Annotated in this window: 19 protein-coding genes, 1 pseudogene and 1 riboswitch; of the genes and pseudogenes, 9 read left to right on the forward strand and 11 right to left on the reverse strand. The window is 60.1% G+C overall.

Annotated elements, in window-relative coordinates; all coding sequences use genetic code 11:
* The first annotated feature begins 53 nt into the window (after positions 1-53).
* Positions 54-236 (forward strand): hypothetical protein, encoded by a 183-nt coding sequence (locus REA38_RS07790; protein WP_154231753.1) that lies wholly within the window; start codon positions 54-56, stop codon positions 234-236.
* Here the strand turns inward: REA38_RS07790 and REA38_RS07795 are convergent.
* The 3 genes from REA38_RS07795 to REA38_RS07805 all read right to left on the reverse strand — a co-directional run bounded on the left by REA38_RS07795 (position 233) and on the right by REA38_RS07805 (position 2615).
* Positions 233-706, reverse strand: a complete 474-nt coding sequence (locus REA38_RS07795; protein ID WP_033634598.1) for a VOC family protein — start codon at positions 704-706, stop codon at positions 233-235. The two genes, REA38_RS07790 and REA38_RS07795, sit on opposite strands and share 4 nt — an antisense overlap.
* A gap of 11 nt (positions 707-717) precedes the next feature.
* A complete protein-coding gene (locus tag REA38_RS07800; protein WP_033634599.1) occupies positions 718-1068 on the reverse strand; it encodes a DUF1428 domain-containing protein in 351 nt (116 codons plus the stop codon).
* Between the two features lie 104 nt (positions 1069-1172).
* Entirely contained in the window at positions 1173-2615 is a 1443-nt protein-coding gene (locus REA38_RS07805) for a diguanylate cyclase (protein ID WP_308885569.1), read from the reverse strand.
* A 632-nt stretch (positions 2616-3247) separates the two neighbouring features.
* Here REA38_RS07805 and REA38_RS07810 point away from each other — a divergent pair.
* Positions 3248-3415 (forward strand): hypothetical protein, encoded by a 168-nt coding sequence (locus REA38_RS07810; RefSeq protein WP_226873088.1) that lies wholly within the window; start codon positions 3248-3250, stop codon positions 3413-3415.
* 48 nt (positions 3416-3463) lie between these two features.
* On the opposite strand, the gene REA38_RS07815 is transcribed toward REA38_RS07810, so the two are convergent.
* On the reverse strand, positions 3464-5893 hold the full coding sequence (locus REA38_RS07815) for a DUF3772 domain-containing protein (protein WP_308885571.1): 2430 nt from the start codon (positions 5891-5893) through the stop codon (positions 3464-3466).
* A 450-nt stretch (positions 5894-6343) separates the two neighbouring features.
* Between REA38_RS07815 and REA38_RS07820 the strand changes: the two are divergent.
* Both REA38_RS07820 and REA38_RS07825 read left to right on the forward strand, forming a co-directional pair.
* Positions 6344-8074: pseudogene (locus REA38_RS07820) on the forward strand (ABC-F family ATP-binding cassette domain-containing protein).
* 198 nt (positions 8075-8272) lie between these two features.
* On the forward strand, positions 8273-9118 hold the full coding sequence (locus REA38_RS07825; RefSeq protein ID WP_308885573.1) for an inositol monophosphatase family protein: 846 nt from the start codon (positions 8273-8275) through the stop codon (positions 9116-9118).
* On the opposite strand, the gene REA38_RS07830 is transcribed toward REA38_RS07825, so the two are convergent.
* The 6 genes from REA38_RS07830 to REA38_RS07855 form a co-directional block, all read right to left on the reverse strand.
* Positions 9061-10437, reverse strand: a complete 1377-nt coding sequence (locus REA38_RS07830; RefSeq protein ID WP_308885574.1) for a cation diffusion facilitator family transporter — start codon at positions 10435-10437, stop codon at positions 9061-9063. The two genes, REA38_RS07825 and REA38_RS07830, sit on opposite strands and share 58 nt — an antisense overlap.
* Positions 10438-10463: 26 nt before the next feature.
* Complete coding sequence (locus REA38_RS07835; protein WP_033634607.1) at positions 10464-10643, reverse strand: hypothetical protein; 180 nt, start codon at positions 10641-10643, stop codon at positions 10464-10466.
* A gap of 109 nt (positions 10644-10752) precedes the next feature.
* Positions 10753-10845 carry a protein MgtS gene (mgtS, locus tag REA38_RS07840; RefSeq protein WP_004938109.1) on the reverse strand — a complete coding sequence of 31 codons (93 nt, stop codon included), beginning with the start codon at positions 10843-10845 and terminating at the stop codon, positions 10753-10755.
* Positions 10846-10976: 131 nt separating this feature from the next.
* On the reverse strand, positions 10977-11999 hold the full coding sequence (locus tag REA38_RS07845; protein ID WP_033653108.1) for a magnesium transporter: 1023 nt from the start codon (positions 11997-11999) through the stop codon (positions 10977-10979).
* A 77-nt stretch (positions 12000-12076) separates the two neighbouring features.
* Positions 12077-12250: riboswitch (M-box (ykoK) riboswitch) on the reverse strand.
* Between the two features lie 142 nt (positions 12251-12392).
* Entirely contained in the window at positions 12393-14012 is a 1620-nt protein-coding gene (locus REA38_RS07850; RefSeq protein ID WP_193146308.1) for an ABC transporter substrate-binding protein, read from the reverse strand.
* A gap of 175 nt (positions 14013-14187) precedes the next feature.
* Positions 14188-14457: a hypothetical protein gene (locus tag REA38_RS07855; RefSeq protein WP_033643162.1), complete on the reverse strand. Its 270-nt coding sequence runs from the start codon at positions 14455-14457 to the stop codon at positions 14188-14190.
* Between the two features lie 710 nt (positions 14458-15167).
* Between REA38_RS07855 and REA38_RS07860 the strand changes: the two genes are divergently transcribed.
* From REA38_RS07860 to REA38_RS07875, 4 genes are all read left to right on the forward strand, one after another.
* Positions 15168-15743, forward strand: coding sequence for a hypothetical protein (locus REA38_RS07860; protein WP_033653105.1), 576 nt, complete (start codon positions 15168-15170; stop codon positions 15741-15743).
* Positions 15744-16018: 275 nt separating this feature from the next.
* Positions 16019-17035: an iron ABC transporter substrate-binding protein gene (locus REA38_RS07865; protein ID WP_041035205.1), complete on the forward strand. Its 1017-nt coding sequence runs from the start codon at positions 16019-16021 to the stop codon at positions 17033-17035.
* A gap of 33 nt (positions 17036-17068) precedes the next feature.
* On the forward strand, positions 17069-18652 hold the full coding sequence (locus tag REA38_RS07870; RefSeq protein WP_308885576.1) for an iron ABC transporter permease: 1584 nt from the start codon (positions 17069-17071) through the stop codon (positions 18650-18652).
* Positions 18649-19686, forward strand: coding sequence for an ABC transporter ATP-binding protein (locus tag REA38_RS07875; RefSeq protein ID WP_308885577.1), 1038 nt, complete (start codon positions 18649-18651; stop codon positions 19684-19686). Before REA38_RS07870 ends, REA38_RS07875 begins: the two co-directional genes overlap by 4 nt.
* 32 nt (positions 19687-19718) lie before the next feature.
* On the opposite strand, the gene REA38_RS07880 is transcribed toward REA38_RS07875, so the two are convergent.
* Positions 19719-21215 (reverse strand): alpha/beta hydrolase, encoded by a 1497-nt coding sequence (locus tag REA38_RS07880; protein ID WP_049233210.1) that lies wholly within the window; start codon positions 21213-21215, stop codon positions 19719-19721.
* Between the two features lie 221 nt (positions 21216-21436).
* On the opposite strand from REA38_RS07880, the gene REA38_RS07885 reads away from it, so the two are divergent.
* Positions 21437-21685: a DUF883 family protein gene (locus tag REA38_RS07885; protein WP_004938127.1), complete on the forward strand. Its 249-nt coding sequence runs from the start codon at positions 21437-21439 to the stop codon at positions 21683-21685.
* The last annotated feature ends 35 nt before the right edge of the window (positions 21686-21720 follow it).

The following is a 21720-nucleotide window of genomic DNA, read 5'->3' on the forward strand; positions in this document are numbered from 1 at the left end:
GTCACCATGCCGCGAACGCCGGCGGCTGACAAATGATAAATACTGAGCTTGAGATGCAACAGATTGATGCAAGCGCGGCGCTACCCGGCCGCGACGCCAAACCAGATCAGAATACCCGCCACGCCCGGCAAAATCGGCGCACCGCCGGTTTTCGCGGCGATGCCGCCGGGAATGCCGAGGGAAACCAGCGCCGATGCGTTAAGTGCTGCGCTCTCGATGCATCTTTTATCCGCTAACCCCGCGCCGCCGCTTCCAGGCCGGCGATGTCGATTTTGCCCATCAGCAGCATCGCTTCCGTGACCCGCCGCACGCGCGCGGCGTCGGGATCGTTCATCAGTTCGGTCAGGCGCCGCGGCACGATCTGCCAGCACAACCCCCAGCGATCGCGCAGCCAGCCGCACTGCTCCGCCTCGCCGCCCACGCACAACGCGTCCCACAGCCGGTCGACCTCCGCCTGATCGTCGCATTCCACCATCACGGAGAAGCTGTGGTTGAACGGATCCAACGGCCCGGCTTCGATCGCCGCATAGCGCTGGTCGCCCAGGGTGAAGGAAGCCAGCTTCACGCTGCCGGCCGGGCCGCTCGGCGTATCCGCCGGCAGATCGGAAAACCAGTTCACGGACGAACCGGGGATCAGCGCGACATAGCAATTCAGCGCCGCCTCCATGTCTTTTTCAAACCACAGATGTTGCGTAATTCTGGCCATCTGCGCCTCCTTCAGGTATCGAGGATCGGCGCGAACCCGCCAAAGATCATGCGCTTGCCGTCAAACGGCATCTCGCCCAGCGCCTTCATGCGCGGATCGTTCATCATTTTCTCGTTGGCGGCGTCGCGCACCGCCTTGGAGGGGTACTCTATCCAGCTGAACACCACCACTTCGCCTTCCTGCGCCTTCACCGCGCCGCGAAAGTCGGTAAGTTTGCCGTCGGGCACATCATCGCCCCAGCACTCCACGACGCGCGTGGCGCCAAACTCTTTAAACAGCGGCGCCGCTGCGGCCGCCAACCGGTGATATGCCTCCTTATTGGCGGCCGGCACCGCCACTACAAACCCGTCTACGTATTTCATTCTGATATCCTCTTGTCTGATTAAGGACAGTCGGTTCAGCGCGGGCAAAGTAGTCCGCGCCCCCTACCAGTTTAGACGGCGAGCGTGCGGCACGGATCGGAAGTTCAGCGGTCAGGATCGTTCGGCGGGCAAGATTCCGGCGTGGCGACCCGGTTACGGCCGGCGTTTTTCGCTTTGTATACCGCCAGATCCGCCAGTTTGAGCAGGTCGGCCAGGCTGTGGCCGGAACCGCCCGGGCAGGTTACCATGCCGATGCTGACGGTGATCTGCAGCGGATGGCCGGCTGGCATGGTGATCGATTCCGCCTCAATGCGTTGCCGCAGCCGTTCGGCCAGCTGCACCCCCTGCTGCGGCTGGCCGAGCGTCGAGACGATGGCGAACTCTTCCCCGCCCATGCGGCCGAACAGATCATCGACGCTCAGATCGGCGGCAATCGCACGGGTAAACGCCATCAGCGCCTGATCGCCACCGGCGTGGCCGAAACGGTCATTGATCGATTTGAAGTAATCGATGTCGAGCATCATGACGCACACCAGCTCGCCTTTCTGGTCTATCACTCGCTCGCCGCGCTGCATAAACGCATTGCGCGTCAGCACGTGGGTCAACGCATCGTGACTCGCCACGTGCTCCAGCGTGCGCAACAGCGCGTTGCGCGCATAGTTCATGCTGGCGACGGCAATCGGCCCCAGCGCCAGCAGCGCGATGCCCAAACGCATCGATACCGTGTTCTGCAGCACCTTCATGTCGAGCGTGGTGCTCAGTAACCCGAAATCGATCGCCAGATGGCACCACAGCACATAAACCAGCACCGCGATCATGGTGCTGAACAGCGAAAAGGACATCGCCAGCCACAGCAGCACCGGCATGGGAAAGATCACCGCGCCGGGGCCGCCGATCAGCACGCTGCAGACCGCCGCCAGCGCCAGCAGCGCCAACACCGCCATTTTCCGCCCCGCCTGCGGCCATTGGCTGCGCTGCGTCAACATGGCGCAGGCCACGCGCAGGCGATAGCGCCAATCAGCGGGAAACACCAGAATAAACGGCATCAGCGTGACGTAGTTGGTGAATTCGGACGAGAACCACAGCGCCAGCGAGGTTAAATAGGGCCTGCCGAACAGCCACTGCGAGACTCCCGCGCCCACTACACCGGTCGCGGCGGCGGCGGCCAGGCAAATACCGAACAGGTACATGCTGGAGGCGCCGCGCTGCAGCATGCGCGCCGGCGGGGACAGCCGCATGAACATCAGATACCCCACCACCACGCCGGTCAGATTGGCGGCGTTCAGCAGCAACGCCTTTTGCAGCGAGCTGCCGGTCAGCAAATCCGCCGCCAGATACCCCAGCACCGCCATGCCCCAGCCGGCGCGCGTAGCCCACTGCGGGCAGCGCACCAGAACCGCCAGCAGTACGGCGTTGACCGGCCAGAATACCGCCAAAAATCCGACGGGACGGCTGACGATGCCCAGCAGGCAAGCCGCGAACACCAACAAAAAGACGGTGAGTGCGGGCCAGATTTTCCGGGTATCGGACAACGAGGTGGTTTGCATCTTGGATCCAGAGACTTCTGCTGTGTAAGGTGACAATCTGTTCGTGTCACAACCGTCGACGATGAGGAGAAGATAAGCGGCCGACCCACCTATTATTGCCAGTTTTAGCGGCCCGAGCACCTGTTTATTCATCAAGGGAAAATATATTTGTGTATCAATGTATTGACGGCTGTTGCTCGTCTGGCGCAGAAACTGCTGAAGCAGCCGCGCCCCAGACGGCCTGACACCGGCAAAAACCGCCGTCTTGTTCCTAAAAAGTAAAATAAGATTGGGCGATGTGCGGAGACATTTATAGTTGGAAATATTTATCGATACCAAGAATAGTTCTTCTTAACACTCATTGAAGGCTACACCAGCGAGAAAATCCATCAGCGCACGGTTGAACAACGCCGGCCGCAGCAGCGACGCGAAGTGACTGGCGCACGGCAGCGCCGCCAGACGCGCGCCGTCATAGTTGACACAGCCCTGCCTGGAAGCGGGTCAACTCGTCGTCGGTTTGCATCTTTTCCTCCTCATTCGCCGACGTTGTGCGCCAACAAGACATCGAAGGATGTATAGATCGCACCGGCGAGCGGTGCCGTTCGCTTTCCCGACATATACTTAAGGGAGGAATCGCAATGGAGGACGGTGAGATGAAGAAGATTACTCTCGTGTTTTTGATGCTGATGCTGAGCGGGTGCATCGGCGGCGGTAGCGGCCCGTCGAATGCGCCTTCGGCCTCGCCGAATGAGCCTTATACCTGCACCAAATCCAGCGCCAACAGCGACTGTTCGCAATCGGTGGAGCCGTCGATGTACTAGCCGCATTCGGCGGGCCGTCGCTTAACGGCCCGCCGCCTCAAGGCTGAACTAGGAGGAGTGTTCCTCTTCGTTGGCCTGATATCGCGTCGCCTGCTGCTTCATAAACACCACTTCCTGCGGGCTGGACAGGCTGACACGCTGGGCGCGCAGCAGCTTGAGGATGTTGAACAGCAGTTCGCTCTTGGTCGCGCCGACCATGCGCGGGCTCGGCACATAGCCGGTCACGCTCAGGATAATGCCGTCCGGCCCCAGCTGGCTGAAGCGCACGTAAGGCGCCGGCGTTTCCAGGATGTTTTCGTATTCGTGGTAAGCGTTAAGCAGAATATTGCGCACCTGCTCCGGATCAATGTCGGTCGGGAACGTCAGCGCGATGGTCACCACCCCTTGCGCGTTGCCCATGGTGGCGTTGCGCACGTTCTGCGAGATCAGCTGCGAGTTCGGTACGATCATGGTGGAGCGGTCGCTGAGCTGGATTTCGGTGGCGCGCACGTTGATGCGCCGCACGTCGCCTTCCACGCCGCCGATGCCGATCATATCCCCCACCTTCACCGGGCGCTCGGTCAGCAGGATCAGGCCGGAAATAAAGTTCTTCACGATCTCCTGCAAACCGAAACCGATGCCGACCGACAGGGCGCTGACGATCCACGCCAGGTTGCTCCACTGGATGCCCAGCGCCGCCAGGGTGATCAGTATCACCAGCACATAGCCGATATTGCTGAACAGCGTCACCAGCGAGGCGCGGATGCCGACGTCCGAGATGGTTTTCGGCAGCAGTTCAGATCCCAGCCAGCGCCGCACCGCGCGCAGAATATAGATGCCGATCGCCAGGCAGATCACGGCGTTGAGCAGGTTGCCGGGCACGATGTTGAAACGCTGCAAGCCTTCACCGGTCAGGATGGAGACGATTTTCTCCATCAGCGAACCCGGCGTGGTGCTGCCGAACGAGCCGTTGAACAGCGAGACAATCATCAATAGCAACAGCGAACATTTGGCCAGCGCCGTGGTGATGATCGCCATCTGCTCCAAATGGCGATCCTTGAAGCTGAGCGTTTTTTTCAGCATCTTGCCGCTGACGGTCTGCGGCGAAAACAGCGCGGCGCACAAATCGGTGGCGAACAGCACCATAAAATAGAACGCCATCAGCACCAGCACCACCCAGATCAGTTGGTAGGTCAGGAAGCGGGCGAAGGCGATGTAGCCGATAAGCAGGGAAAACAGGATCACCACCGAACAGACCAGGGTGACGAGGTGCACCAGCCCGCTGACCAGCGTGCGTTTTTCCAGGTGCGCGCCCTGCTGTTCCAGCCGGCGCCGAATGCGCTGGCCGCGCAGCGGCGCCGCCAGCAACACCATGCCGATCAGCCCCGCCACCAGGCCGTTGCCGAAGATGGTGGTGGCCAATGAAGCGCTGACGACGTTGTTGATCAGCTCCACGGTGCCGAACGCCAACGCCAGACCGGCCAGCAGCGGCGAGAAGTAACGCAGCCCGGCGGCCACCTCGTTATCCATGGAAGCCAAGCGCCACGACGGGCGATTCAGCGACAGCGCCGCACGCCCCAGCCCGGCGATCAGCGCGCAGAAAATCCCCAGACGGTTGAAGCCTTCGGCGAAGTCCTCCAGCATCACCGGCAGCGGTTGCACGCGAACAAAGACGTAATACAGCAGGTTCAGCGCGATAGAGGTGGTGATCACCGTCACCACCACGGTGACGAGCGCCATAAAGCTGCGGCGCAGACGCCCGTCCGGCAGGAAACGGATGCTGACCCAGGCGAGGAAACGCTCGGAGAAATAGCGCCCCCAGGACCAGACAATCACCGCCAGCGCCAACAACGCCAGCGTGCCGTAACGCCACTCGTCCTGCCAACTGGCATCCCAGGCCGCTTTCATCTCGGCGTTGAACTGATCCAGCCGCTGCACGTCATTTTCGGACGGCTGCAGCACCGGCGCCCAGAATTTGATGCCCAGAATGCTGCCGGTATTCAGCGCCAGCTGGGTTTTAAACGCCACCCGGCGCAGATCGCCGATCTGTTGCCCGAGCTCGAAGGCGCTGGTCTTGATGGCCTGAGCGCGTTTTACCGCATCATCCAGCTGTTTCTTGCTGTTGTTCAGCGCGTTGCGCTGCTGGGCCACCGCCGGGGTTTCCGGCAGCGCGCCGGCCGCCGGGGCCGGCCCCAGGACGTCCAGCTGCGCTTTCAGTTTGTCCTGCTCGGGCTGCAGATCGGTGGCGAGCTTTTCCATGCTGGCGACCAGATCGTCGGTCGCCAGCCGCAGTTTGCTGAGCTGTGTATCGGTGGTCGCTTTGGAAACCAGCTGCTTCATGCTGTCCAACTGCTTTTGCGCGGCTTTCAGCTGCGTAGCGGGATCGGGCGCGCTTTCGGCGGCGGGATCATCCTGGGCGGCGGCGACGGCGCCGAACGGCGTCAGTTGCAAACCAAACAGCAATAACAACAACAGCAGGAACGGGCGAGACTTTAACATAAATTCAGTGCTCAGCATCATTATCTGATAGACAGACGAACAGGCGGCGGATGAACCGTCGCTTAACCATAAACGCTAATTATAATAGCTGCTTAATGTCGGCCGAAATACAGTAATTATTCCCATTGTGTGCCACGCGCGCGCGCCCTCCTTAGCCTGCTGATTATTCAGGCGCTTTTACACTGGCGATACGGCACAAGGCGCTCTATACTCCAGCCACCGATTAACCTGCAACCAATAAAAGGAGACTTACTATGCTGACGTGTGAATTGTTTTTTCACTCACACTTCTTTGGTAATCGTCGCCGCTCAAGCATTACCGGTATCGTGCTGCGATAACCCAGCTTGAGCGAAGCTTACTAAAATCCAGGATCTTCCCTCCGGCTTACCGGGTTGTCGTCAGCGATGTTTGACGATAGGCATTGTCATGCCTGTAACTCTTGAGTAAGCAATGAGCACACTACTGTCTGCACAATCTGTCGGTTACGACAACGCGTTCGGCGTCCTGCTGAGCGAGATTTCCTTCACCCTGAAAAAAGGCGATCGCATCGGTTTGATCGGCGACAACGGCTGCGGCAAAAGCACCCTGCTGCAACTGCTCAGCGGCGCCCTGCCCATCCACAGCGGAACGGTGACATTGTCACAACAATGCCTGATGGCGCGCATCGAACAACACTTGCCGCCCGAGCTGCACGCCTGCACTCTGCTGGATGCGGTGCTGGCGCGGCTTCCGGCGAGCCAACACCTCAGCGAACGCTGGCGCTGTGAAGCGCTGCTCGCCGAGCTGGGGTTTGAACCGGCGAGCTGGACGTTGACCGCCGGCACCCTCAGCGGCGGCCAGCACACCCGCCTGCTGCTGGCGCGCGCGCTGATCCGTCAGCCCGATCTGCTGCTGCTCGACGAGCCCAGCAACCACCTGGATCTGCCCACGCTGCTGTGGCTGGAGCAGTTCTTGCGCAGCTGGAACGGCAGCTTCGTGCTGGTGTCGCACGATCGCTATCTGCTCGATCAGGTGACCAACTGTACCTAGATCCTGCGCGACAAAACGCTGCAGTTTTTCCGCTTGCCCTGCTCCGCCGCGCGTCAGGCGCTGGCTGAACAGGACGCTGCGGACGAGCACCGCCGTCGGGCCGAGCAAAAAGAGATAGACCGGGTGGAAAAAAGCGCCAAACGTCTGGCGACCTGGGGCAAGGTCTATGACAACGAAGATCTGGCGCGCAAAGCCAAGCAAATGGAAAAGCGCGTCGATCGGTTGAAGGAAGAACAGACCACCCTGACCGCCGGCAGCCCGTGGCGGCTGCGACTGCAGGGAGAGGCGCTGGACGCCGATCGCCTGCTGGCGCTGCCGCAATGGGCCGTGCGCCCGGCGCCGGAGGCGCCGGTGCTGTTCAGCCTGGCACATCTGCGGGTGAAAAGCGGCGATCGCATCGCCATCGTCGGGCGCAACGGCTGCGGCAAATCGTCGCTGCTGCGCTTGCTGTGGCAGGCGTATCAGCAGCCCACGGAACGCCCGGCGCTCTTCCACCCGCGCGTGCGCATCGGCTATTACGATCAGAGCCTGCAACAGCTGCGCGATGAAGACACGTTGAGCGAAGCGCTGGCGCAGTTTGCGCCGCTGACCGAGGAACAGCGGAAAATGGCGCTGATCGGCGCCGGCTTCCCTTACCTGCGCCATCATCAGCAGATCCGTTCGCTGAGCGGCGGCGAGCGTTCGCGGCTGCTGTTCGTCGGCCTGACGCTGGCCAACCATTCGCTGCTGCTGCTGGACGAGCCCACCAACCACCTGGATATGGCGGGCAAAGAAGAGTTGGCGGAAACGCTGCGCCAGTTCGCCGGCGCCGTCATGTTGGTCACCCATGACCGGATGCTGATCGAACAAAGCTGCAACCGCTTTTGGCTGATCGACCAGCAAAAACTGGAGGAGTGGCACGATCTGGCGCCGGTGTATCAGCGCCTGGCGGGCGAAGCGCCGGCGCTGGCGACGGCGGGCAAGGCCACCGCAGACGGCCCGACGCCGCACGAACGACTGGAAGACGAAGAAGCGCTGTTGGCCGCGCTGTTGGCCCTCGAAAGCAAACTGGAGGACGACCTGGCGCGCAAGCCGAAGCACCAGAAACCGGCGCTGCAGGCGCGCTGGCGCCGCGAGATTGCCGACATCACCGCCCGGTTGAATCTGGGCTAACCCCACAGGCCGCCCTCCGGCGGCCTGTTTTTTGACGGAGTGCGACATAGCATTTTCCCTTGAGCAGGTTACGCGCGCGCAGCGGCCCCCAATGCCATAATGCAGCTGCGCTTTTCATCCCCGCCGCGCTGTTCGACACATTACCTTCATCCTTTTATGGCAGGGTTAACCGATTCGTTCTTTGCTATCGAGCCTGCCATGACTTCACTTTCCCCACGGGACATCGAGGCGCGCTACCGCTTCGCGCGTGAGATCGCCCGCGCCGCCGCCGATCTCGCCTTCAGCTTTTATCAACGGCGGCAAACCCTGGCCATTGACTTCAAACAGGGGCTGCAGGACGTGGTCAGCGAGGCCGATCGCCGCGTCGAAGCGCTAATCCGCCGCATGATCAGCCGCCGTTTTCCCCAGGACGGGTTTCTCGGCGAGGAAAGCGGCAGCGCCGGCGAGAATGCCGCCTGCATTTGGGTCGTCGATCCGATTGACGGCACCGCCTGCTTCCTGAACGGATTGCATACCTGGTGTATCGCGATAGGCGTGGTGATCGACGGCGAGCCGACGATAGGCGTGGTCTACGATCCCAACCACCGCGAGATGTTCCGCGCCTGTCGCGGCGGCGGCGCCTTTCTCAATGGGGAGCCGATCGCTGTGCATGCCGGGCGCAGCGTCGCGGATGGCGTGATGGGCGTCGGGATTTCCCCGCGCGCCTCGGCGGCGGAATTCAGCGGCTTTCTTTGTCGCCTGCTGCAGGCGGGCGGGATGTTCGTGCGCAGCGGCTCCGGCGCGTTGATGACCGCCCAGGTGGCCGCCGGACGGCTGCTGGGCTATTACGAACCGCATATGAACGCCTGGGACAGCCTGCCTGGGTGGGTGCTGACGCGCGAAGCCGGCGGCGTGGCGAATGACTTTATGCACAACGGCGGGCTGCGGCGCGGCAACCCGCTGCTGCTGGCCAACGCGGCGCTCTACCCGCAGTTGGCCGAGCTGATTCACATGCCGGGCTTGATCGGCTCGACGTGCCCTATCGCGCGCGTGATGGCCGGATAAAGCGCGCGCAGCCGGCGCTCGACCCGATCGACCGCATCGTGCGCGGCGGCGATGGTCACCGCCGGCGACACCCGGCAGTGGAAGTTGACGATGATGCCGCCGTCGCTCTTGCGCGCGCGGACGTTGTGTACGTCCTGCACGTTCTCCCCTCGCTCCAGCGCCGACTGCAGGATCCGCCGAATATCGGCCAGCTCCGTCGCCTCGACATCCTCGCTGGTCAGCCAGTGCGGCGTCTGCGGCTCCAGGTGCGTCTCTATCTCGGTGTCTTCACCGATCGCCTGGCGCAGGATCCCCTCTATCTCCGTGGCGATGTCATGCGCCTGCGCCACGCTGGCGTTGGCCGGCACCGCCAAATCCATGCCGATCGCCATGCGCGTCGGCAGCTGCTGCAAGGTCACATTCTGTACCTGCGCGCCGTGGTTGGCGGCGATCGCCCGAATGCGCGTCGCCATGTCTTCATCGCTGCGGGTCTGCGGCACCGCGATGACGGTGAATTCCGCCCTGGCGTAGTGCTCCCGCAGTCGCTCGACGATCTCTTGCTTCAGCGCGTCTATGCGCTCCAGCGGCAAGGTGCGGCACACCGCCACCGTGATCTCGACGAACAGCACCGCGCCGGCATTGCGAATGCGCACGCTGTCGCAGGCCAGCACCGCCGGAAAACGCGTCAGCGTGGCGCGGATCGCCTCAGTAGCCCCGGCGGGCGCGGCATCCATCAGTGAATCGAAGGAGCGTTTACCCAGTTTGATCGCGGCGACAAAGATAAAGCCGGCGACGATCAGCGCGGCGATGGCGTCCGCGCGGCCAAAGCCCAGCAGCACAAACACCATGCCCAGCAGCACCACGCCGGACGAAAGCATGTCGGAGAAGAAATGCAGCGCATCCGCTTCCAGCGCCGCGCTGTCGGTCGCTTTGGCGACGCGGTTGAGCGCCCGCACGCGGAAGAAATCGACGCAGATGGAAATCAACAGCACCGCGATCACCACCGGCGCGGCGACGATCTCATGCGGCTGCCCGAGCAGGCTGCTGCCTGCCTCATAGACAATCCAACCGGCGGCGCCCAGCAACAGCAGCACCTCGAACAGCGCCGCCAGGTTTTCCACCTTGCCGTGGCCGAAGTGGTGATCGTCATCGGCGGGCTTATCGCTGATGCGCACCGCCAACCAGGTGATGCTGGTGGCGATAAAATCGGTGAAAGAGTGGATCCCTTCGGATATCAGGCCAATACTGCCGGTAAAAATGCCGGCGACAAATTTGCCCGTGGCCAGTAACCCGCTGGCGATCATCGAGTTTCTGGCCACGGCCTGTTTTTCATTCTGCATTATGCTGCTCACATTCGGACGGTGATTTATTTTTTTATTTTAGAGGATAATTGCCATACAACGGCGATCAGCAGCATACTGCCAGAGAATGTCAGCATGAGGCTAGTAAGAAAATTGGATTTTCCGGTGGAATAAAAATAAATCTCATTAACGCCAACCGAGATCATTAAAATGGCGTAGAGCAATCCCAGAATAAGAATCGTCATTATTATCAACTCCCGTATCAGGCCGCGCGTTCGGCGCGCCGCTAAAAATCCTCCCCATAATAAATAACGGTTACGGGGAGGATGCATCTAGGCGGATCTTTTGCGTTCATCAATCATCCCATTTGGTGCTCATATAGGCCGCCAACAGGCCCAGTGAGCTGATCATTGCCAGGAATCCCATAAAAATAGTCATGTTTCCCATTGTTTTTTCCTCAGGTTAAATGTTATCGATAAAAGCCCCTCGCGTTAAATATCGGGGTTGGTCGGTATCCATATTTTTTAACGCCCTCCTCTTTTTTGTCACACTCCCGCCCTTTTTAGAGCGGGAACCGTTTAAATCCCCAAAACGTACTGGGCAATTTTGAAATAAATAATCAGGCCGGTGCCGTCGATAAAGGTGGCGATAAACGGCGCCGACACCACCGCCGGATCGATGCCGAGCCGTTTCAACAGCATCGGAATGATCGACGAGACAATCGCGCTCCACACGGTGATCGCCACCAGCGACAGGCTGACCACCAGCGTCACCTCCATGCCGACGCCCATGATCCAGGCGCGCACCCAGGCCGCCAGGCCAATGGTGACGGCGATCAGCAGCGAGGTCGTGACCTCTTTGCGGATCACCGCGCCAAGATTGCGCAGGCTGACCTCGCCCAGCGCCATGGCGCGCACCAACGTCGAGGTGATCTGGGTGCCGCTGTTGCCGCCGGTGCCGATCAGCAGCGGGATAAAGAACGCCAGCGCGATCGCCGCTTCGAGTTGCTCTTCAAACGCCTTGAGCACGTTGCCGGTGTAAGCCTCGGCGACGAACAGCATCAGCAGCCACACCGAGCGTTTGCGCCACAGCGCCCACGGGCTGGTCTCCAGATAAGGCTTGTCCAGCGGCAGGCTCGCGCCCTGGCGCTGCGCGTCTTCGGTGTTTTCAGCCTCGACCAGCCGGGCGATCTCTCGCTCCCCCAGCACGCCGACCAGCGTGTTGTTCGCCACGACCGGCACCACGTCCAGGCCGCCCTTGCCGAGCAGATGCGCCACGTCGTTGCGATCGTCGTCAGGTGAAACCTGAAAATAGCTGTGATCCATCATCACGCCGACCGCTTTATCCTGCTCGTCGCACTGCAGCAGTTTTTTCACCGACAGCGTGCCGCGCAGATGATAATCGTCCGCGGTAATAAATACCCGGGTGGGAATTTCGTCCGTTTTAAGCTGTGAAAGTAAATATTCCCGGGCATGATTGACCGTCATCGTCGCGGGAACGGTAATAAAATCGGCGTTCATATAGCCGGCGACCGATGTCTCGTCGAGAGTTTCAGTCGCGCTCAGCGCCGGAGAAGAATAATGTTGATGTGACTTTATCATTTTGTCAGTCCCTATTTCTGTTTTGAACTTCAACAGCGAATCGCATAGGGGCGTAACCACAGAGGGGGAGTGCAGACTGCCTATCTCCGCGTCCAGGTTTTAGCACTATACAACGTATCCGAATTGTTGCTCGGAAGTTACTTTGGGCTGAACCTTAATCCGATAAAGCCTGTCTTAACCTTGGGCATCTCTCGATGTCGTCAGATCAGTAACCTGTGTTTGTATAGGAGCCTCGCCAAACGAGATACTGCATATAAACTACCGGCGCAGTATAGGCGGTGTTTTATCCGGCGGGAAGAAAAGATTGCCCGTCGTTTATGGAGTATTTAGGATAATTTTATTAAACGCGAATCTATAAAAACGGCTGATATAAATCAGCCGTTTTTTTATTTCTCAGTGCTCGAGAAGGTAGACGTTTTTATCGTACAAGGCGCCCTGGCGGGTAAAGTCGATCCCCTTCACGTAGGGTTTAATGAGCGTGGCGTTGGCCTCGTAGTACACCGGCGCCACCGGCGTATCGGCGGCCAGCACCGCCTCGGCCTGCTGGAAGTAGCGCTGCACCTGCTGCGGCGTCTGCGCCGCCGTCGCCTGGTGCAGAATGCGGTCATAGTCCGGGTTATGGTATTTGGCGCTGTTCTCGCTGCTGTCGGAACGGAACACGTTCAGGAAAGTAGACGGGTCGTTATAGTCCGCCAGCCAGCGGGTAAAGGCCACGCCGTACTGCCCGCGGTTGATATTATCCAGCGTCACTTTACGCTCCTGGCTTTGCAAGCGGGCTTCTACCCCAAGGTTCTTTTTCCACATGGCGGCGGCGGCGATGACGATCTTCTTGATGGTGGCGTCGTTGCTGTACAGCACGGTAAAGCGCAGCGGATTCTCGGCGTTGAAACCGGCCTGCGCCAGCAACTGCTTCGCCTGGGCGTGCCGCTGTTCCGGCGTCCAGCCGGCCGCAGCGCCGGGCTGCAGGCTATAGCCACCCGCCCCCGTTGGGGTAAAGGTCCAGGCCGGCTGTTGGCCGTATCCCAGCACCTTGCCGGCGATAATCTCTTTGTCGAGCGCCAGATTCAGCGCCTGGCGCACCCGCAGGTCGTTAAATGGCGCCTGGCGATTGTTGAAGGCGAAGTAACTGGTGGAGAGCAGCGGATAGGTCACCAGCTGTTGCTCGCCGAGCGTTTTTTTCAGCTGCTGATACAGCTCCGGCGGCGTGGTATACCCCAACTCAACCTCACCGGCGCGAAAACGCGCCACTTCCGGGAAACCCTGTATCGGTAAGAACGTCACCTTGTTGAGCACGGTGTTGGCGTTGTCCCAATACTGCGGATTACGCTCCACCACCACCTTTTCGTTCACCACCCACTGGCTGAGGCGGAATGCGCCGTTGCCGACAAAATGCGCCGGTTGAGTCCAGTTCTTGCCGTACCGCTCCACCACCTTGCGGTTAACCGGCAAGACCGGAAAATGCACCAGCTGCTTGAGCAGGTAGGAATTGGGCTCCGACAGCGTCACCTGCAGGGTGTGCGCGTCCAGCGCCCTGACGCCCAGCTCGCTCGGCGGCTTGCTGCCGGCGTTGATCGCCGCGGCATTCAGCACGTAGGCCGAAGCCAGATAGCTGCCGTACGGCGACGCGGTTTTCGGATCGGTGAGGCGCCGCCAGCTGTAGACAAAATCGTCGGCGGTCACCGGATCGCCGTTCGACCATTTGGCCTGCGGCCGCAGATGGAAGGTCCAGACGTTGCCCTGATGCTCCCATTTCTGCGCCAGCGCCGGGACCGCTTCGCCGTCTTTCCCGACGCGCAGCAGCCCTTCGAACAGATCGTTAAAGATGTAGAACTCCACATTGCTCTCGGCCAGGTTCGGATCCAGCGTCGCCGGCTCATACCCGTTGGCACGCACCAGCTCTTGCACCTCCGCCAGTTTAGCACCCGCCGGCACCTCGGCCGCCTGAGCGTTCGCCGCGTTAAAAGCCAGGAGGATTAAACCAGCCAAAATCTTGCCATTAAATGAATATTTCACGTCGATATCCCTGATTAGTGTTTTATCGCGTTTAATATGCAATGAGGCAGTGGAATAAATTAAATCATTAATCGCTATGAGTCATAACCAAAAGCGGTGTTGAATTTCTTTCATTATCAAAGGAATATCCCTCACCGCGCTTTTCGCTTTCAAACACAATGTGCGTTGCCGTCCTCTACTTGATGTTCACGGTCGTGATACCAAACAGCGGCAGGCCTTTAACCGGCTCTGGGCCGGGTTCCCCCCACACCATTAAGGATTTACCGCTCGCCTGTGCCTGGATCGCCAGATTCACCAGCAATTTCGGATAGGGTTCATTAGCCGCTACCGACAGCGGAAACACGTTTTCGTATAATCCTCCATCGATCGCCATCTCCACATGCACGCAATCATTAGCTACATCGATGACCACGATAGGATTGGTATAAAACGGTCCATTAGACATAGGTACCTCTCTCACGATTTCTTATTGAATATGATTCGTCATTCGCGTTGACAGCCCGTGTTATTAATACCTGAACGAAACGCTGAAGAACGATATGAAAAGACTGAAGAAAAAGAACGCCAATCGATAACAAGACGTCAACATTGCAACAGCTTAATTGCCATTACAGCGTTGACAAGGAACTGATGTAAGTCAAATGTAAATCCACACTTACCCGTCACCTCCATGAATACACTGAGAATATTTACAAAAAAAAGATAATGAAAAAACAATTCAATATAAATCAACGAGATGAAATATAATAACCACTTAATCCATATTAATTAATTGGTTGCAAGAAAAGGTTAACACCAAAATAATAGACAGAAGAAATCAGTAGCATTTCAATTTAAAAATAACATTAAAAACCCCTCTTGATATCTCCATAACACCTAACTACCTTTAAATGGCTTCGAGATATACATGAAGCTGCCGCCGGTTATAAAACCAATAACTGGCGAATGATTGAATCAAAAATAATTACCGAAAGAGCAAACCGGAAATATAAAAACTTGCCGTGAGGATAGGATGCAACGGTCTGCTTGCCATACCGTTTTCCTTCGAGGGCAATGACTATTTCCATTCAGATGCAATTACCTGTCTGGTGGCTAACCGGATTCAGCGTGATATGCACTTCAGACTGACTCAGCAAAAATCACAGGAGTTTACCTATGCCTTCATTGCAAGATATTACGCCTGAACAGGCTAACACATTGAATAAACAATCACGTGACGCCTATAACGCGGAAGTGCAGAGCCGACAGGCGCTGCTCAACCAACATCCGCAATTGAAACCGGCGTTCAACCAGCAAGTGCATCCGCAATCCTTGTGTGGATGCGGGTGCCAACAAAATATCTGCGGCTACTTCAGCTTCCAGGGTTGTGGATGCGGGTGTGGCTGCGCGCCACATGCGGAGACCGTGCAAATTTCCGCACAGCTCGCCAATATTGGTCCCAATGCCCCATCAAGCGGTACATCGGTGCGTTTTATCGGCCAGGCCACCGGCACCGGCTCAGACGGTAACATCAACATCCCGACAATCTATTTGCAAGGCACCGTGCCCGATGCCGAAAATCTGATCGGCGTTCCGTTAACCCTGCAACTGGCCATCAACCCCGGTTCGATCGTCCTGACGCTGCTGGAGAATGGTCGGGTGCTGACCTCTTTGGTTCATCCGCCGCAGTACGCAGGCAGCATCAACGGGCAATTCTTCGGCGTCGGCAACGGTGAGTTTGTGCCGGCGTGACAAGAAGCAAGCCTGACGGGTGGCCGCCTGCGATGGCAGGTTGGCCGCTCACTGTGAGATAACACGTCCCAATTCTATTCAGGCAATCAATACAGATTATTCCAGCCGAAACTTAACTCATCCTTAAGGCAATTCATTTTGTGAGCGATCGTCAAAAATAATTTAATACGAATCGTTTTCACTATCATTATTGATGTTCTTGGCTAAAATCGGCCTGCTTGCGCTTGCCAGGCGATATTCGTTTTCCTCATTCGAACGCTAAAAAGGATAACTGCATGAAGCTGCGTATTTCATCTCTCGGCCCCGTCGCCCTGCTCGCCTCCTCGATGATGCTGGCCTTCGGCGCTCAGGCGGCCTCCGCCGACCAGGGCATCGTCATTTACAACGCCCAACATGAAAACCTGGTGAAATCCTGGGTCGATGGGTTTACCAAAGACACCGGCATCAAGGTCACGCTGCGCAACGGCGGCGACAGCGAGCTGGGCAATCAGTTGGTGCAGGAAGGCAGCGCTTCGCCTGCCGACGTGTTCCTGACGGAAAACTCCCCGGCGATGGTGTTGGTGGATAACGCCAAGCTGTTCGCCCCGCTGGACGCCGCGACGCTGGCCCAGGTGGAACCGCAGTATCGCCCAAGCCACGGCCGCTGGACCGGCATCGCCGCCCGCTCGACCGTGTTCGTCTACAATCCGGCCAAACTGACCGACGCGCAGTTGCCGAAGTCGCTGCTGGACCTGGCCAAGCCGGAATGGAAAGGCCGCTGGGCCGCCTCGCCATCGGGTGCCGATTTCCAGGCGATCGTCAGCGCGCTGCTGGCGCTGAAAGGTGAAAAAGCAACGCTGGAGTGGCTGAAAGCGATGAAAACCAACTTCACCGCCTATAAGGGCAACAGCACGGTGATGAAAGCGGTCAATGCCGGCCAGGTCGACAGCGGCGTGATCTATCACTACTACCCGTTCGTGGACGGCGCAAAAACCGGCGAAAACAGCAATAACATCAAGCTGTATTACTTCAAACATCAGGATCCGGGCGCGTTCGTCAGCATCTCCGGCGGCGGCGTGCTGGCTTCCAGCAAGCATCAGCAGCAGGCGCAGGCGTTCATCAAGTGGATCACCGGCAAACAGGGCCAGGAGATCCTGCGCACCAACAACGCTTTCGAATACGCCGTCGGCGTCGGCGCGGCCTCCAACCCGAAACTGGTGCCGCTGAAAGATCTGGACGCGCCGAAAGTAGACGCCGCGCAGCTGAACGGTAAAAAAGTGGTCGAACTGATGACCGAGGCGGGCCTGCTGTAAGGCAGGCCGGCAAACCGAGAGTTTTTGATCGTTATGTCAAACCTGAGTGCCCACGCCGCGCAGACCGCGCGGCGTTATTCTATTGCCCCCCGTCACCCGCGGCCGGGGGCGATCGTGGTGGCCAGCGCCGTGTTGCTGTCGTTGCTGGCGCTGCTGCCGCTGGGATTCGTTATCGGCGTGGCGTTTGAAACCGGCTGGCAAACGGTCAAAGCTCTGGTTTTCCGCCCGCGCGTGGCGGAACTGTTGTTGAACACCCTGCTGTTGGTGGTGCTGACGCTGCCGATCTGCGCCGTGCTGGGCGTGGCCCTGGCCTGGTTGACCGAGCGCACTACGCTGCCGGGCCGCCGTCTTTGGGCGGTACTGGCCACCGCGCCGCTGGCGGTGCCGGCCTTTGTGCAAAGCTATGCCTGGATCAGCCTGGTGCCGTCGATGCACGGCCTGAGCGCCGGGGTCTTCATCTCGGTGCTCGCCTATTTCCCGTTCATTTACCTGCCGGCCGCCGCCGTGCTGCGCCGTCTGGATCCCGGTATCGAAGACGTCGCCACCTCGCTCGGTTCCCGGCCGCCGGCGGTGTTTTTTCGCGTGGTGCTGCCGCAGCTGAAGCTGGCGGTCTGGGGGGGTTCGTTGCTGATCGCATTGCACCTGCTGGCGGAGTATGGCCTGTATGCCATGATCCGCTTCGATACCTTCACCACCGCAATTTTCGATCAGTTCCAGTCGACCTTCAACGGCCCGGCGGCCAACATGCTGGCCGGCGTATTGGTGCTGTGCTGCCTCGGGCTGCTGTTGCTTGAGGCTCTCAGCCGCGGCCGCGCGCGCTATGCCCGCGTTGGTTCCGGCAGCGCACGCAGCCAAACGCCGCGTCGCCTTTCGCTACCGCTCGCCGCGCTGGCGCTGCTGCTGCCGATTTCGCTGACCGCGCTGGCGCTGGGCGTGCCTTTCATCACCCTGGCCCGCTGGCTGTGGCTGGGCGGATGGGAGGCGTGGCGCAACGCCGACCTGTGGCCTGCGCTGTGGCAAACGCTGTCGCTGTCCGCCGTCGGCGCGTTGCTGATCACGCTGTGTGCCATTCCGATGGCCTGGCTGTCGGTGCGCTATCCAGCCCGGCTGTACCGCGTGCTGGAAGGCTGTAACTACGTAACCAGCTCGCTGCCCGGCATCGTGGTGGCGTTGGCGCTGGTGACCATCACCATTCACAGCTTCCGGCCGATTTACCAAACCGAAATCACCCTGCTGCTGGCCTATTTGCTGATGTTTATGCCGCGGGCGCTGATCAATCTGCGTGCCAGCATCGCACAGGCGCCGGTGGAATTGGAAAACGTGGCGCGCAGCCTCGGCAAATCGCCGGCGCAGGCGCTGTGGAGCACTACGCTGCGGTTGGCGGCGCCGGGTGCCGCGGCGGGCGCGGCGCTGGTGTTCCTGGCGATCGCCAATGAGTTGACCGCCACGCTGCTGCTGGCGCCGAACGGCACCCGCACGCTGGCCACCGGATTTTGGGCATTGACCAGCGAGATAGACTACGTCGCCGCCGCGCCTTATGCGCTGATTATGGTGGCGCTGTCATTGCCGCTCACCTGGCTTCTTTATTCTCAATCTAAACGCACGGCGGGACTATGAGCACGCTCGAACTGCACGGTATCGAAAAATCTTATAACGCCATCAGGGTGCTGGAACGCATCGACCTGCAGGTTGCCGCCGGCAGCCGCACGGCGATCGTCGGCCCTTCCGGCTCCGGCAAAACCACCCTGCTGCGCATCATCGCCGGCTTTGAAATTCCCGACGGCAGCCAGATCCTGCTGCAGGGGCAAGCCATGGGCAAAGGCGGCGGCTGGGTGCCGGCGCATCTGCGCGGCATCGGCTTCGTTCCGCAGGATGGCGCGCTGTTCCCGCACTTTACCGTCGCCGGCAACATCGGTTTTGGCCTTACAGGCAGCAAGCGTGAGAAACAGCGGCGCATCGAGGCGCTGATGGAGATGGTGGCGCTGGATCGCCGTTTGGCCGCGCTGTGGCCGCACGAGCTGTCCGGCGGGCAGCAACAGCGGGTCGCGCTGGCGCGTGCCCTGTCGCAGCAGCCCCGTTTGATGCTGCTGGACGAACCGTTCTCGGCGCTGGATACCGGCCTGCGCGCCGCCACCCGCAAAGCGGTCGCCGAACTGCTGACGGAGGCCAAGGTGGCGTCGATTCTTGTTACCCACGATCAGAGCGAAGCGTTGTCGTTCGCCGATCAGGTGGCGGTAATGCGCAACGGCCGGCTGGCGCAGGTGGGCGCGCCGCAAGATCTCTATCTGCGGCCGGTCGATGAGCCGACCGCCAGCTTCCTTGGCGAAACGCTGGTGTTGACCGCCGAACTGGCGCACGGCTGGGCCGACTGCGCATTGGGGCGCATCGCCGTCGACGATCGGCAACGCAGCGGCCCGGCGCGCATCATGCTGCGCCCGGAGCAGATTCAAATCGGTTTGTCAGATCCGGCGCAGCGCGGCCAGGCGGTGATCACCGGCATCGATTTCGCCGGTTTCGTCTCTACGCTCAACCTGCAAATGGCCGCCGGCGGCGCGCAAATCGAGATCAAAACCGTCAGCCGCGAAGGCCTGCAGCCCGGTTCTCAGGTCAATCTCAACGTGATGGGCCAGGCGCATATTTTCGCCGGTTGACTCACTTAAGACCGGGCCAACGCCCGGTCTCCTCAACGGCAAATTTTGTCGCGACGCGGCTTTTTCGGCGCCAGCAGATAATCCACTACGCTTTCGTCAACGCAGCTGTCGATGCCGTTCAGCGCCAGCGTATGCCCGTCGCGTTCGCGGGTGATCAGCGGGCTTTTAAAGGCGGCGGCCATCACCTGCGCATTGCGGTACGGCGTGGTCGGATCGTAGCGCTGGGCGACGAACAGCAGCGGCGGCAGCGCGGCGGACGCCACCGGCGTGTGCGGCCGATCTTTGCCGCGATACGGCCACAGATCGCACATCTCCAGCGGGTATTCGTGCAGCGGCAGATAGTGGGCATACAAAGCGGCGGTATTGATCTCCTGCCGCTGCCGGCGCAACTGCTGCGGATCGGCCGTCGGGTTGGCGACGTCGGCGCAGGTGATGACGTTCAGGGCGTCATCGGCATCCGGCGAATAGCTTTCGTCGATCAGATCGGAAACCTGCTGCCCGGCGATGCCGGCATCGAGCTGGCGCAGCACGGTGGCCAGCTCGTGCCAGCGCTCCGGCCACAGCAGCAGCGAACGCGTGACCGTCAGCACGTCGTCGGCGGAGATTTCATACCCCGCCGCGGTGACGAACGGCTGCTCATGCAGCTTGCGCAGCAAGGCGTGATAGCGCTGCAGCGCCTGATTGGCGCCGCCGCCCAGCTGGCAGCTGTCGGTTTTGCCGCAGTAGGCGGCGAAGCGCAGGAAGCTTTGCTGGAAACCCCGCTCCTGGTTCAGCCGCTGGGTGAAATCGTCCTCCGCCAGATCCACCACCCCGTCGAGCACCAGCGCGCGCGTTTTCTTCGGAAAACGCTCGGCATACAGCGCCGCCACCTTGGTGCCGTAAGAGTACGCCACCGCCGTCAGCCCCGGTTCGCCCAGCGCGTGGCGGATCGCGTTCAGATCGTTGACCGCTTCGTCGGTGCCGATATGTTGCAGCACGTCCGGGCCGGTCTGTTTGATACAGGCGGCAATCAGGGTGCGCGTCTGGCTTTCCGCACCGGCCACGTCGTTGTCGTCCGGTGACGGGGTTTCGTCGCCTTCGGCCAGCTGGCAGGAGATTTTCGGCGTCGATTGGCCGACGCCGCGCGGATCGTAACCGATGATGTCGTAGGATTTTCGCAGTCTGGCGACGTGGGCGTCGTTGCCCAAATAAGGGTTAATGCCCGGCAGACCCGGCCCGCCGCTGATCATCACCACGCTGCCCTTTTTCGGCCCGGTAGCGGGCAGCAGGGTCAGCGCCAGCCGCACGGTCTGTTCGCCCGCCCGCGCCGCATGAGCAGGAGGCGTAGCGTACGCCAGCGGCGCTTCAAGGTAACCGCAGCGCAGCCCCGGCGGCGGCGGCTCATCGAACCAGCGTTGAAAGCCGCTGTTGAGACAAGATTGCCAACGAATGCCGTTCTCGGCCACCGCGCCGTGAGCCGCAGGCCTGGCCTGGGCGGGCAATGCGGCGGCTGTCGCGGCGAGCAGCGCCAGAATACGCAGTACTGACATGGGGAGTCCTTTCAACGCAACGAATCGGTCAAAGGTTAACGGTACTCGGTTAAACCGCTAGCCAATAGAACACAAAAAACCGCGCGGGTGAAGCCGTCACCGCGCGCCCGGCAAGACTTTTCTTTGCTCAGATTGCTCTTATAACGCACAGAATGCTGCAAAAAGTGCCGTTCACCTGCTAGGCTTAAGGTTCGTTAACCCACAAGGAACAGGAGAGCAGCATGTTTGGAAAAGCGGAAGACAAAGCCAATGAAGCCGCAGGCGCGGTAGAAGAAGCGTTCGGCAAAGCCGTCGATTCGCCGGAGCATCAGGTGCGCGGCGCGGCGCGCAAATACGCCTCCCAGGCCAGCTATGCCGCCCGAGACGCAGCGGACAGCGTAAGAACCCAGGTGGAAGCCAACCCGCTGGCCGGCGTGGCCGTTGCGGCGGCGGTCGGCATCGTTTTCGGCTTCTTGCTGGGACGCAAATAACGGCGAATTCGCCGCTCGACAACAGGCCCGTTACG

Origin of the sequence: Serratia sp. MF1(2023) (assembly GCF_030954545.1) — a bacterium.
In the GTDB taxonomy this organism is placed as follows: Bacteria; Pseudomonadota; Gammaproteobacteria; order Enterobacterales; family Enterobacteriaceae; genus Serratia; species Serratia sarumanii.

Bases quoted from the DNA above. Each gene is read 5' to 3' on its own strand.
- REA38_RS07790 (WP_154231753.1), top strand. From the start codon at position 54: ATGCAACAGATTGATGCAAGCGCGGCGCTACCCGGCCGCGACGCCAAA.
- REA38_RS07795 (WP_033634598.1), bottom strand. From the start codon at position 706: ATGGCCAGAATTACGCAACATCTGTGGTTTGAAAAAGACATGGAGGCG.
- REA38_RS07800 (WP_033634599.1), bottom strand. From the start codon at position 1,068: ATGAAATACGTAGACGGGTTTGTAGTGGCGGTGCCGGCCGCCAATAAG.
- REA38_RS07805 (WP_308885569.1), bottom strand. From the start codon at position 2,615: ATGCAAACCACCTCGTTGTCCGATACCCGGAAAATCTGGCCCGCACTC.
- REA38_RS07810 (WP_226873088.1), top strand. From the start codon at position 3,248: ATGAAGAAGATTACTCTCGTGTTTTTGATGCTGATGCTGAGCGGGTGC.
- REA38_RS07815 (WP_308885571.1), bottom strand. From the start codon at position 5,893: ATGTTAAAGTCTCGCCCGTTCCTGCTGTTGTTGTTATTGCTGTTTGGT.
- REA38_RS07825 (WP_308885573.1), top strand. From the start codon at position 8,273: ATGACTTCACTTTCCCCACGGGACATCGAGGCGCGCTACCGCTTCGCG.
- REA38_RS07830 (WP_308885574.1), bottom strand. From the start codon at position 10,437: ATGCAGAATGAAAAACAGGCCGTGGCCAGAAACTCGATGATCGCCAGC.
- REA38_RS07835 (WP_033634607.1), bottom strand. From the start codon at position 10,643: ATGACGATTCTTATTCTGGGATTGCTCTACGCCATTTTAATGATCTCG.
- mgtS (WP_004938109.1), bottom strand. From the start codon at position 10,845: ATGGGAAACATGACTATTTTTATGGGATTCCTGGCAATGATCAGCTCA.
- REA38_RS07845 (WP_033653108.1), bottom strand. From the start codon at position 11,999: ATGATAAAGTCACATCAACATTATTCTTCTCCGGCGCTGAGCGCGACT.
- REA38_RS07855 (WP_033643162.1), bottom strand. From the start codon at position 14,457: ATGTCTAATGGACCGTTTTATACCAATCCTATCGTGGTCATCGATGTA.
- REA38_RS07860 (WP_033653105.1), top strand. From the start codon at position 15,168: ATGCCTTCATTGCAAGATATTACGCCTGAACAGGCTAACACATTGAAT.
- REA38_RS07865 (WP_041035205.1), top strand. From the start codon at position 16,019: ATGAAGCTGCGTATTTCATCTCTCGGCCCCGTCGCCCTGCTCGCCTCC.
- REA38_RS07870 (WP_308885576.1), top strand. From the start codon at position 17,069: ATGTCAAACCTGAGTGCCCACGCCGCGCAGACCGCGCGGCGTTATTCT.
- REA38_RS07875 (WP_308885577.1), top strand. From the start codon at position 18,649: ATGAGCACGCTCGAACTGCACGGTATCGAAAAATCTTATAACGCCATC.
- REA38_RS07880 (WP_049233210.1), bottom strand. From the start codon at position 21,215: ATGTCAGTACTGCGTATTCTGGCGCTGCTCGCCGCGACAGCCGCCGCA.
- REA38_RS07885 (WP_004938127.1), top strand. From the start codon at position 21,437: ATGTTTGGAAAAGCGGAAGACAAAGCCAATGAAGCCGCAGGCGCGGTA.